The 11,656-nt window shown below is 72.5% G+C and carries 9 protein-coding genes and 2 pseudogenes; 2 read left to right on the top strand and 9 right to left on the bottom strand.

Features of this window, described 5'->3' with window-relative positions:
- Positions 1-85: 85 nt before the first annotated feature.
- The 3 genes from AB0B40_RS37285 to AB0B40_RS37275 all read right to left on the bottom strand — a co-directional run bounded on the left by AB0B40_RS37285 (position 86) and on the right by AB0B40_RS37275 (position 3,302).
- Positions 86-1,477 (bottom strand): polysialyltransferase family glycosyltransferase, encoded by a 1,392-nt coding sequence (locus AB0B40_RS37285; protein ID WP_362268041.1) that lies wholly within the window; start codon positions 1,475-1,477, stop codon positions 86-88.
- The gene (locus AB0B40_RS37280) at positions 1,474-2,460 is read right to left on the bottom strand and encodes a glycosyltransferase family 2 protein (protein WP_345048122.1); all 987 of its coding nucleotides are present in this window, start codon (positions 2,458-2,460) and stop codon (positions 1,474-1,476) included. Before AB0B40_RS37280 ends, AB0B40_RS37285 begins: the two co-directional genes overlap by 4 nt.
- Positions 2,461-2,651: 191 nt before the next feature.
- Positions 2,652-3,302, bottom strand: coding sequence for a TetR/AcrR family transcriptional regulator C-terminal domain-containing protein (locus AB0B40_RS37275; protein WP_362268039.1), 651 nt, complete (start codon positions 3,300-3,302; stop codon positions 2,652-2,654).
- A gap of 71 nt (positions 3,303-3,373) precedes the next feature.
- Here AB0B40_RS37275 and AB0B40_RS37270 point away from each other — a divergent pair, with 71 nt between their 5' ends.
- A complete protein-coding gene (locus tag AB0B40_RS37270; protein ID WP_362268037.1) occupies positions 3,374-4,747 on the top strand; it encodes an FAD-dependent monooxygenase in 1,374 nt (457 codons plus the stop codon).
- Positions 4,748-4,777: 30 nt separating this feature from the next.
- Here AB0B40_RS37270 and AB0B40_RS37265 read toward each other — a convergent pair.
- From AB0B40_RS37265 to AB0B40_RS37255, 3 genes and pseudogenes are all read right to left on the bottom strand, one after another.
- Positions 4,778-5,733 (bottom strand): annotated as a pseudogene (locus AB0B40_RS37265) (IS481 family transposase).
- Between the two features lie 102 nt (positions 5,734-5,835).
- Positions 5,836-6,486 carry a leucine efflux protein LeuE gene (gene leuE / locus AB0B40_RS37260; RefSeq protein WP_345053200.1) on the bottom strand — a complete coding sequence of 217 codons (651 nt, stop codon included), beginning with the start codon at positions 6,484-6,486 and terminating at the stop codon, positions 5,836-5,838.
- Between the two features lie 83 nt (positions 6,487-6,569).
- Positions 6,570-8,150 carry a methylmalonyl-CoA mutase family protein gene (locus AB0B40_RS37255; RefSeq protein WP_362268035.1) on the bottom strand — a complete coding sequence of 527 codons (1,581 nt, stop codon included), beginning with the start codon at positions 8,148-8,150 and terminating at the stop codon, positions 6,570-6,572.
- A gap of 79 nt (positions 8,151-8,229) precedes the next feature.
- On the opposite strand from AB0B40_RS37255, the gene AB0B40_RS37250 reads away from it, so the two are divergent.
- Positions 8,230-9,054 carry a L,D-transpeptidase family protein gene (locus AB0B40_RS37250; protein ID WP_345053195.1) on the top strand — a complete coding sequence of 275 codons (825 nt, stop codon included), beginning with the start codon at positions 8,230-8,232 and terminating at the stop codon, positions 9,052-9,054.
- Between the two features lie 282 nt (positions 9,055-9,336).
- On the opposite strand, the gene AB0B40_RS37245 is transcribed toward AB0B40_RS37250, so the two are convergent.
- The 3 genes and pseudogenes from AB0B40_RS37245 to AB0B40_RS37235 form a co-directional block, all read right to left on the bottom strand.
- Positions 9,337-10,449, bottom strand: a complete 1,113-nt coding sequence (locus tag AB0B40_RS37245; protein ID WP_362268033.1) for a hypothetical protein — start codon at positions 10,447-10,449, stop codon at positions 9,337-9,339.
- On the bottom strand, positions 10,449-11,111 hold the full coding sequence (locus tag AB0B40_RS37240; RefSeq protein ID WP_345053191.1) for an RNA polymerase sigma factor: 663 nt from the start codon (positions 11,109-11,111) through the stop codon (positions 10,449-10,451). Before AB0B40_RS37240 ends, AB0B40_RS37245 begins: the two co-directional genes overlap by 1 nt.
- 343 nt (positions 11,112-11,454) lie before the next feature.
- Positions 11,455-11,656 (bottom strand): annotated as a pseudogene (locus tag AB0B40_RS37235) (hypothetical protein); the annotation flags it as partial.

The following is an 11,656-nucleotide window of genomic DNA, read 5'->3' as shown; positions in this document are numbered from 1 at the left end:
ATCGCATCGACCAGCCGGATCCCGCGCCCCGATTCACCGTCGGGTCCGGCTTCCTCACCGGCCGCCGGTGCTTTCCCGGGCGCGGCTACCGCTGGCGCGCGCGGATCTGCTTCACGGCCTTGCGCACGGCGGGGTGGCGGCGCAGCGCCTCGGCCCGAACCGGGCTGCCGCCGGGCAGGCGCAGGGCGCTCAGCCGGCGCTTCTTGAAGTACTGCGGGTACTCGGCGAGGTGCGCGCCGAGCCAGGCGGCGGCTTCCTCGTGCAGGCCGGGGTGCTTGCGGGACTGCATGCAGTAGCCGACGGTCCGCACGAGCGGGCCGAGCCTCCCGCCGAGCGAGGAGAGCGGGAGCGGGACACCGGTCTCGCCGCGTTCCGCGTCGGGCAGGGCCGCGTCGATGATCGTGAGCGGGATGCGGTTGCTGTTCTCGTACGGCGTGATGCGGTCCAGGAGCATGTCCGTGCCGACCCGCGCGACCGGGATGCCGTAGAAGGCGGCGGCCGTCATCAGCGCGGTGGAGAAGCAGCCGACGACCAGTTGCGGCTTCAGGTGGGCGAAGACGGTCTCGGCGAGCACCGGCTCGCTCAGGACGGTCAGCCGCACCCCGAGTGCCGCGGCCTCCGCCTCCAGCGACTTGTTGTAGACGGACGGGGCGCTGGGGTGGGGTTTGAAGAGGACGGCGCGGTGTCCGGCGCGGGCGGCGGCGCGCAGCATCCGGACGTGGAGTTCCTCCTCCTCGTCCTGCGTGATCAGGTTGATGGCCGACAGGTACTGGCCGAGCAGCACCGCGGTGGGCCGGTCCTCGGCGGGGACGCGGTCGGCGAGGATGCCGGCCCCCTCCTCGCCGATCTGGGCGAGGACCTCGACGATGGACTCGTTCGGCACGGCCACGGGCTCGACGCCGTACTCGGCCAGGAGCATCGGACGCAGGCCGGGTATCAGGTCGAGGTGGAGCACGCGCGCGATGCGGCTGCTCATGTTGTGCGGGATGCGGTTGCGGGTGGGGCCGTAGCTCATCAGGCCGTCCGCGTACACGTGGATCGGGCTGTCGGCGAAGATGTCCGCCACCGCGCGGGAGGGGTTGGCCTGGATCGACTCGCAGGCGATCTCGACCGGCTCGTCACCCAGGTTCCAGGCGAGGCGTACGGCCTTCTCCCACAGCACCAGGTCCTGGCCGCGTGGCGACCAGCCGGCCGGGTGGTGCGGGGCGATGAAGTCGTTCCAGGAGCGGACCTCGTCGAACTCCGGGCGCAGCCGCTCGAATCCGGCCATGCGGTCCAGCGGGGTGCCGACCTCGGGCACGGCGGCGGTGTTGCTGACGACGAGGATGCGGCGGTGCTCGGCGCGGGGGCCGAAGAGCCCGGCGCGCAGGGCGGCGGTGACGGTGGCCGCCGCGTACTGGGTGGCCGAGAAGAATATCTGCGTCGTATCGCGCCGGGGCGTGTCCGCGCCGGTGCCGGTACAGTCCGTGCCGCTCATGCGGCGACTCCCTTCATGCCGCCGCGTATGCGCCGCAGCACGTGTACACGTGCCTCGCCCATGCCGACGAGGGCTTCGTTCAGTTCTTCCTCCGACATCCGTCCCAGCGTCTCACCGGCCAGCTGCCGCAGCCTGGCGGCGACGCTCCGTTCGAACCGGTCCCGGTTCAGGAGCTGGTGGGCGATGACGACGCAGTAGTTGCGCAGCGCCTTCTTGCGCAGTGTGCCGACCTCGGGGTCGTCGGCGAGTTCGCTGAGGACGAGGTCGAAGGAGCGGAAGAAGTCCAGCTGGCGTACGTCGCCGATCTGGGTGAGCGAGGTGGCGACGCCCCGGCGGTAGAAGACGCCGTGCAGGCTGGCGACGGCGTAGGAGTCCGCCCTGCGGTGCAGCTCCCAGATCCAGGGGCGGTCCTCGGCGGTGCGCAGACCGTCGTGGAAGCGCAGCAGGCCGCGGTCGAGCAGGCGCCGGTGGTAGACGCCGGCCCAGGCGTACGGGTAGTCGACCATGGTCGACTCGCCGACGGGGAGGATGGAGCCGCGCGGGTCGAGCGCGATGTGCCGGCGTCCTTCCGGCGCCCGGTGGACGGCGCGCTGGACGCCGGTCACCTGGACGTGGTCGGTGCGGACGAAGTCGACGTCCAGGCGCTCGATCCGGTCCACCAGGTTTGCGAGGTAGCCGGGGGCGAGCCAGTCGTCGCCGTCGAGGAAGGTGAGGTAGCGGCCCTCGGCCGCGTCGATGCCGGTGTTGCGCGCGGTGGCCAGTCCACCGTTCTGCTCGTGCCGGATCACCCTGCTGTTCGGCAGCCGTTTGGTCAGTTCCAGCAACGCCTCATACGTCTTGTCCTTGGTCGACCGGTCCTCGATGAGCAGGAACTCGAAGTCGTCCCGGGCGTTGTTGACAAGACTGGCGACCGTCTCCGATATATAGGCCTCGATGTTGAAGCAAGGGATGATCACCGACAGTTTCGGGGAGCGGTTGGTCACACGTACACCCGGGCTCTCTCAGGCAGGTCGTCTCAAGGGGCAGGTCGCTGCGACCGTAGAAAGTGTTCGACGCCGGGCAGCGACCCCCACCGGAACACGGGGTGAACGAGAGGTGGCGGCATGAGGTCGACCCCCGGGGTACACCCGCACGTCACCGGTCGAACGCCCGCCGAGGGAGTCCGCGCCCGCTTTCAGCCGATTCCGTACCGCGCCGCGATGCCCGCGACCACCAGCTCCAGCCCCTCCTCGAACTGCTCGTCGTAGCCGTCGAAGAGCAGCTTCCCGGCCTCGGCGGCCAGCGGGTACCCGGCCATCCGCCGGGCGCGCTCCCCGACGTCGTACCCCTCCCGGCGTTCGTCCGGGAGCGGCCGGACCCCTTGCTCCTCGGTGACGAAGCCGAGGGTGTACAGGTGCGCGGCGCGGGCCGCCTGGACGGCCTGGGTGAGCGTGAAGCCGGCCTCCGTCAGCAGGCGCAGGGTCGCCTCCAGCCCGTCGGCGTGGTCCGTGCCCGTGAAGCGTGAGCCGCTGTAGACCTTGGCGCCGTCGCGGTAGCCGAGCAGCGTGGCCCGCAGTCCGCGGTTGGCCAGCAGCAGCCGCTCCCGCCAGGTGTCGGCGGGGTCGGGCGCGGTGCCGGCGGCCATCCGCCGGTTCAGCTCCGTCGCCATCTCGTCCAGCAGCGCCTGCTTGTCCTTGAAGTGCCAGTACAGGGCGGGCGCCTTGACGCCCAGTTCCTTCGCGATGGCGCGCAGGGTGAGGCCGTCGAGGCCGACCTCGTTCAGCAGCCGCAGCGCTGTGTCCGCGACCCGTTTGCGGTCCAGGGGCGCGCGTCGTTCCGTCTCCACGCTTGACAGCTTAACAGCGTTAAGGGAACTCTCGTCGGCGACGGCACTTAACGACGTTAAGGGGAATTACGATGGATGTCCTTATCGTGGGCGCGGGTCCGACGGGTCTCACCCTCGGCATCGACCTCGCCCGGCGCGGAGTGGACGCGCTGGTGGTGGAGCGGGCCGAGGGGCTGTTCCCGGGCTCGCGCGGCAAGGGGATCCAGCCCCGCACCCAGGAGGTCTTCGACGATCTCGGTGTGCTCCAGGAGATCCGGGAGGCCGGTGGCCCCTACCCCGCGCGGATGATCTGGAAGGACGGCGAGCGGGCCGGCGAGCTGCCGATGTTCGAGAAGGTGGCGGCGGACGAGGGTGCGCCGTACACCGAGCCGCTGATGGTCGCGCAGTGGCGGACCCAGGAGATCCTGCACGCGCGGCTGGCCGGGCTGGGCGGGCGGGTCGCCTTCGGGCGCGAGGTGGCGGGCCTGGAGCAGGACGCGGAGGGCGTGACCGTGCGGTTCGCCGACGGCACGACCGCCCGCGCGCGCCACGTCGTGGCGGCCGACGGCGGCCGGTCGGCCGTCCGGCGGGCGCTGGGCGTCGGCATGGCCGGGGAGACGGTCGACCCCGCGCCGTTCCTGGTGGCGGACGTGCGGGTGCGCGGGCTCGACCGGGACCACTGGCACACGTTCCCCAGGGACGACGGCAGCGGTGTCGCACTGTGCCCACTGGCCGGCACCGACGACTTCCAGCTGCAGGCACGCCTCCCGGAGGGCAGGGAACCCGACCTGTCCCTGGCCGGCGTCCGCGAGCTGGTCGCCGGCTACACCCACCTCGACGCCGAGGACGTCACCGAGCTGCGCTGGGCCTCGGACTTCCGGCCGCGCGCCGCGCTGGCGGACCGCTTCCGCGCCGGCCGGGTCTTCCTCGCCGGGGACGCGGCGCACGTGCACTCACCGGCCGGCGGGCAGGGCCTGAACACCAGCGTGCAGGACGCCTACAACCTGGGCTGGAAGCTCGGCGCGGTGCTGCGCGACGGGGCCCCTGAGGCCCTGCTGGACACCTACGAGGAGGAGCGGCGCCCCAATGCCGCGGCCATGCTGGGCCTGACGACCGGCGTCCACCACGGCGAGGTGACGCGGGGCAGGGCGACGGTGCAGCTCGGGCTGGGGTACCCGGACTCGCCCCTGAGCACCGAGACGCGCACCGACCCGGCCGGGGTACGGGCGGGCGACCGCGCACCCGACGGCACGGTGGACGGCGTACGGCTCTTCGACGCGTTCCGCGGGCCGCACTGGACGCTGCTGGGCGCGGCGGCACCGACCCCGGGCGTCAGGGCGCTCCCGGCGGCCCCGGAGTCCTACGGGCCCGGTGTCTTCCTGGTCCGCCCGGACGGTTACGTCGGCTGGGCGGGCGAGACGGCGGCCGGTGCGGACGCGTACCTCGCCCGGGTCAGCCTGCGCTGAGCGGTACGCCCAGGGTCTGTCCGACAGGCCCTAGGTGTATTGACCCGCAGCGTTGTTCACACGGCTGATCGGTGGGTGGCCTCCGAGTGCGGTGTGGCCGCGGTGGTGGTTGTAGGTGTGCAGGAAGTCTGTCAGGGCTTCGGTGCGTTCGTCGTTGCTGGTGTAGGGCCGTAGGTAGGCCCATTCGTCGAGCAGGGTGCGGTTGAAGCGTTCGACCTTGCCGTTGGTCTGGGGCCGGTAAGCGCGGGTGAGCTTGCCGGTCGCGCCGAGATCGGCCAGGGCCTGCCGCCAGGCAAAGCTCTTGCGGTAGGGCCAGGCGTTGTCGGTCAGGACCCGCTCGATGCGGTCGATGCCGCAGGCGGCGAAGAAGGCCGCGGCCCGACGCAGGAAGCCGGCGCAGGTGGCGGCCTTCTCGTCGTCGTGGATCTCGCTGTAGGCCAGGCGGCTGTGGTCGTCGACGGCGGAGTGGACGTAGTCGAAGCCCACGCTGCTTCGCCGGGCGCGGCCGGCCTGTCGGCCCAGCACCTTGTGGCCGCCGCCGTCGGGATCCGGCCGAGCTTCTTGACGTCCACGTGGACGAGTTCGCCGGGCCGGTCGCGTTCGTAGCGGCGGATCACCTCGCCGGTGGTCCGGTCCATGAACGCCAGCCGGTTCAGGCGGTGCCGGACCAGGATGCGGTGCACGGTGGAGGCGGGCAGGCCCAGGATCGGGCCGAGTCGTGCGGGACCGAGTTTGCGGTCTTGTCGCAGCCGGCAGACTCGGGTCTCCACGGCCGCCGGAGTTCGATGCGGTGTTGTGCGGGGCCGGCTGGAGCGGTCGGCAAGGCCCGCCTCGCCCTCGGCTCGCCAGCGGCGGACCCACTTGTGAGCCGTGGCGCGGGAGACGCCCATTTCGGCGGCCACATGAGCGACGGGGCGGCCGGCGCAGACACGCTCGACCAGCAGCCGCCTGCCGTGAACGGTCAGCCGGGCATTACGGTGGGACACGAAGACCTCCGTGCGGTGCAGTCCTAGACAGCTCCACCACACCGGAGGTCTTCGCCATGATCAAGCACCGGCGAGTGTCAACAACGCTCGTGATCAATACACCTAGGCACCGGCCAGCGACAGCTTCACCGCGAAGCCGAGGAACAGCGCGCCGGCCGCCGAGGTGGCCGTCGCCGACAGCCGCTTGCGGCGCCGGAAGGCGGCGGCGAGCCGGGTGCCGCCGAAGATCAGCGCGCTGAGGTAGAGGAAGCTGGCGAGCTGGGCGAAGGCGCCGAGAACGACGAAGGACAGGGCCGGGTAGGCGTAGCCCGGGTCCACGAACTGCACGAAGAAGGCGACGAAGAACAGGATCGCCTTGGGGTTGAACAGGCTGACGACGAGCGCACGGCGGAACGGACGCTCGTCGGCTTCCGTAGCCTGCGCGGCGTCCTCCACGGAGGGCTCCCGCCGGGTCCGCCACATCGCCCACGCCGCCCGCATCATCCCGATCGCCAGCCAGGTCAGATATCCGGCGCCGGCGTACTTCACGATCCCGAACAGCAGGGCGTTGGCCTGCAGCAGGGAGGCGACCCCGGCCGCGGACAGTGTCATCAGCACGGTGTCCCCGCACCACACACCGGCGGCGGCGGTGTAGCCGGGCCGCACTCCGCGGCGGGCGGCGACGGAGAGGACGTAGAGGGAGTTGGGACCGGGCAGCAGGACGATCAGGACCAGGCCTGCCAGGTAAGTGGGGAGATCGATGACGCCGAACATGAGAGGGAGTGTCGCACGGGAGTACGACAACGGGCCGGGCCCGTCCGGCAGGCGGTCGGCAGGCACAGTCGGTCGGCGGTCAGTCAGAACGTGTCGTTCGGGACATGGCTCCCCCAGACCTCCCGCAGCGCCCCGCACACCTCCCCCACCGTCGCCCGCAGCCGCAGGGCCTCCTTCATCGGATACAGCACGTTGTCCTGCCCCTCGGCCGCCTTCCGCAGCGCGTCCAGAGCCGAGTCCACCGCCCCCTGGTCCCGCTCGGCCCGCAGCCGGGCCAGCCGTTCCGCCTGCCGGGCCTCGATCGCCGGGTCCACGCGCAGCGGCGCGTACGGCTCCTCCTCGTCCAGCCGGAAGCGGTTGACGCCGACCACCACCCGTTCACCGGAGTCGGTCTCCCGCGCGATGCGGTAGGCGTTCCGTTCGATCTCGGACTTCTGGAAGCCCCGCTCGATCGCCGCCACCGCGCCGCCCAGGTCCTCGATCCTGCGCATGAGGCCGACGGCCGCCTCCTCCACGTCGTCCGTCATCCGCTCGACCGCGTAGGAACCGGCGAAGGGGTCCACCGTCGCCGGTGCGTCCGTCTCGTGGGCGAGGACCTGCTGGGTGCGCAGCGCCAGCCGCGCGCTCTTGTCCGTCGGCAGCGCCATCGCCTCGTCGAAGGAGTTGGTGTGCAGGGACTGGGTGCCGCCGAGGACCGCCGCCAGGGCCTGGACGGTGACCCGGACCAGGTTCACCTCCGGCTGCTGCGCGGTCAGTTGCACGCCGGCCGTCTGGGTGTGGAAGCGCAGCATCAGCGACTTGGGGTTGCGGGCGCCGAACTCCTCCCTCATCACCCGCGCCCAGATCCGCCGCGCCGCACGGAACTTGGCGACCTCCTCCAGCAGGGTCGTACGCGCCACGAAGAAGAAGGACAGGCGCGGGGCGAAGTCGTCCACGTCCATGCCGGCCGCCACCGCGGTACGGACGTACTCGATGCCGTCGGCCAGGGTGAAGGCGATCTCCTGCGCGGGGGACGCGCCCGCCTCCGCCATGTGGTATCCGGAGATCGAGATCGTGTTCCACTTCGGGATCTCGGCCGCGCAGTACTTGAAGATGTCCGCCGTCAGGCGCAGCGAGGGCTTGGGCGGGAAGATGTACGTGCCCCGCGCGATGTACTCCTTCAGGACGTCGTTCTGGACGGTGCCGGTCAGCCGGTCCGCGGGGACGCCCTGTTCCTCGGCCACGAGTTGGTAGAGCAGGAGCAGCAGGGCGGCCGGCGCGTTGATCGTCATGGACGTGGAGACCTGGTCCAGCGGGATGCCGTCGAACAGCAGGCGCATGTCCTCGATCGAGTCGATCGCGACGCCCACCCTGCCGACCTCGCCGTGGGCCAGGGGGGCGTCGGAGTCGTGGCCCATCTGGGTCGGCAGGTCGAAGGCGACGGACAGGCCGGTGGTGCCGTGGGCGATCAGCTGCCGGTAGCGGGCGTTGGACTCGGCCGCCGTGCCGAAGCCGGCGTACTGGCGCATGGTCCAGGGGCGGCCGGTGTACATGGTCGGGTACACCCCGCGGGTGAACGGGTACGCGCCCGGCTCGCCCAGCTTCCGGTCCGGGTCCCAGCCGGTCAGGTCGGCCGGCCCGTAGACCGGCTCGATCGGCAGGCCCGACTCCGACTCACGTGCCATGGGTGCCTCCGAGTTACGTCCCGTACCCCACACCATGCCCCGTAGTTCGGCGCCGGTCACGCGGGGAAGCATCCTCGGCATGAGGATCCCGGGGACACCCGCCGCCCTGCTCGCCCCGGCCGTCGCCGCGGCCACCGCTCTCGCCGCGCTCTGCGGATGCACCGTGCAGCCGCAGAACGCCGACGGCAAGCGCGGCCTGCCGGTGCACATCGGGCTGCCGCGGAGCAGGGCTTCCGGGTACGCCGGGACGGCACCCGGCGCGCAGCCGGTGCCGCGGGCGCTGTGGTCGCGCGGGGACAGCGGGCCGGCCGTGCGGGAACTCCAGGCACGACTGCGCCAGGTGGCCTGGCTGACCGCGGGGCCGACGGGGTCGTACGACGGTCCGACCGAACAGGCGGTCAAGGGCTTCCAGGGAAGGCGCGGGCTGCCGCCGACCGGCGCGACGGACGCCGAGACCTGGCGGCGGCTGGTGGCGATGACGCGTACGCCGGGCCGGTGGGAGCTGTATCCGACGGCCGGCCGGCCGGCCGCGGCAGCGGATCCGCGCTGTCTGACCGGGCGGGTGCTGTGCATCGGCAAGACCGGCCGGACGCTGCGCTGGATGGTCGACGGGCGGACCCTGGCCACGATGTCCGTGCGCTTCGGCACCCAGTACTCCCCGACCCGCGAGGGTGTCTTCACCGTCTACTGGAAGTCACGGCACCATGTGTCGACCCTGTACAACGCGCCGATGCCGTACGCGTTGTTCTTCAGTGGCGGCCAGGCGGTGCACTACTCGTACGACTTCGCGGCACGCGGCTACGCGGGCGGCTCGCACGGGTGCGTGAACGTCCGGGACGAGGCGGCGATGGCCCGGCTCTTCGCCCAGGTGCGGGTCGGCGACAAGGTCGTCGTCCACCGGTGAGCCGCGGCTGCCCGGGCGGGGTGTGCGGGGCACGCCACGGAGCGTTGCGGGGCGCGGGCGGGACCGGGGGAACGTGTCCGCCCGCGCCAGGTGCACGAGCCTTGGGGTACGGGGGGAACCCCGGCTCAGTGCGACGGCCGATGACCAGTCGGCTCACTCAGTACTGCGTCACCGGCTCCAGAAACGTCACACCTCACGGGGAAAAACTTTCCCCCGGATAGAGCACCAGACAAAAGCGCAGGTCACAGCGTTGCACAGCGAAGGGGGCAGCGGAGGCGCTGGTCAGAGCGCGGTGTACGACGGGCTCGGCGACGGGGCCGGCCGCGTACCCGGTCCGCCCGGGCGGACGGGGTACGGAGCGAGGGAGGAGGGGACGGGAAGGGGGGCGGGCAGGACGCCGCCGACGTGCCGGCCGCCGCCGCCCCCGTGACCGTGGTCATGGCCGTGGGCGTCGTCGCCCTTGCCGTTTCCCTCGCCCTTGCCGTTCTTGCCGCCCTTGCCCGGCCGCTTGTCCCGGTCGTGCCCCTTGCCGGTGTCCCCGCCGGCACCGCCGTTCGCGCCGCCGGAGACGGTGTCGCCCGCGGCCAGCAGGACCTTGCAGTACCTGTCCACGCGGGCGGGGCCGCCCGCCAGGTGCTCCAGGGCGCCCTTGCGGCCGGCGTCCAGGTCGGTGCCGTCCCGCAGGGCGCGGCAGGCCGCGGCGACGCCGGGCCACGCGGTGCCGGACGTCGCGGAGGGGGATCCGGAGCCGGGAGCGGCGCTCCCGGCCGTGCCGTCGTCCTTCCCGGCGGCCTCGCCGGAACCGGCGTCGGGGCGCTCCTCCACTCGTCCGCCGGGCAGGCCCGTGCCCGTCCCGCCACCCGGTGTGACCTGCGGTGAGGGCGAGGCGAGCGGCTGTCCGGTGGTCGTATCGGCCGAGACGGAGACGCCGGGCCGGGGGTGATCGTCGCCGAACGGTGGGGGCAGCACTCCGCTGCCGGCGGCCACGGCCACCCCGCCGAGCGTGCCCACGGTCAGCGCGGCGGCGAGCGCCAGACGTGCCGGACGGGCCCAGCCGGGGCGCCGGGGCCGGATTCCGGTACGGACCGGGGCACCGATGCGCACCAGACCCGCGTCGGTGCCGGGCGCTGGGGTGCGGGCGGCGGCGGGGGCGTGGGCGGCGGCGGTGCGCTCCGCGGCGGCGGCCTCCGCGGCCTTGCGGAACGCGGCCAGCGCGGCCTGCTCGCCGGGGAGTTCACCGGCGGCGGGGGCGGCCTGCGCGGACAGCGCGCCGAGCGCCCGGGAAAGGCGTTCGGCCTGGTCACGGGCAGCGGGGTCGACGGCTTCCAGCGACTCACCGCGCAGTAGACGTTCCGCCGTCTCACGGTTCAGCCACTTGTACTGCTCGTCGGCCATCACATGTCCTTCTGCGTCCGCGCACGCGTATGCGTCACAGTTGCGGACGTCACCGAGCCGCGGCGCGGTTCTCGCTGTGGCGGGAGTGCGTCGAGTCCGCCCGCCGATTCCGGATCCGCGCCGATCAGCTCCGCGAGCCGCTTCAGGCCGCGGTGCGCGGCGGTACGGACGGCCCCCGCGCGTTTGCCGAGCGTCTCGGCGGCGGTCTTGGCGTCCAGGCCCACGACCACGCGCAGGACGACCGCCTCGGCCTGGTCCTGCGGGAGCCGGGCGATCAGGGAGAGGGTCTGGTCGGTGGTCAGGGCCTCGATGGCCTCGCCCGCCGTGTCGGACTCGGCGGCCCTGCCGGTCAGCTCCGTCTCGTCGCCGCCTATCGCGGGGCGGCGTCCGCGCATGCGTATGTGGTCCAGGGCGCGGTTGCGGGCTATCCGGGCGGCCCAGCCGCGGAACCGGTCGGCGTCACCGCTGAACCGGTCGAGGTCCCGGGCGATCTGCAGCCAGGCCTCGGACGCGACGTCCTCGGCGTCCGGGTCGCCGACCAGCGTGCGTACGTATCCGAGCAGCCGCGGGTGCACCGCGCGATACACCGTACGGAACGCGGTCTCGTCCCCGCCCTGTGCCGCACACACCGCGGTGGTCAGCTCCGCGTCGTCCCCCAGCACCGCACTCCCTTTACGCCTGTCTTCGGTCGGCGCGAAAGGCACGTTACGGCGTTAAACCGCTGCTCGTCCATGTCCGTAGAAGATGCAACTAACTCGTGACCGGGTTCGGATGTGCACAGGGTGATGTCAACACGTGGCCAGGTGTGACAGAAACCGCACTCACGGCGCTGAAGAAGGTACGGGCCGTGCGCGGCCCGTCCGCGCGACGGCCGGGGCCTCTCCTGTGGGGGGTGGCGGCCCCGGCCGTTGCTGCATCGCCTCTCGCTCCGGCCTGCGGTCGTGAACGCCAGCGTGATCCCACCTTGTCCACTGCCGCGTTCGACCAGACGACCGGCGTGGGCACTTACCTCGCCATGGAGCCCGGCCGCCCCGGCTGCCGGCGGCCTTCACCTTCAACGGGAGCCGCGAGCGCCGGCGGGAGGACCGTCCGCGGCGGGCGCCGGGCGCGGCCCGGACGCCCGGGCCGCCAGTCGTCCCGGGCGCGGGTCCACAGGTCGAGCTTGCCGCAGACCCAGGAGGTCAGCAGCAGCATCAGCGCGTTCACC

The organism is Streptomyces sp. NPDC042638, assembly GCF_040647235.1.
Taxonomy (GTDB): domain Bacteria; phylum Actinomycetota; class Actinomycetes; order Streptomycetales; family Streptomycetaceae; genus Streptomyces; species Streptomyces rameus.
The sequence above is the reverse complement of the archived record's forward strand: the minus strand, read 5'-3'. Positions and strand labels throughout refer to the sequence as shown.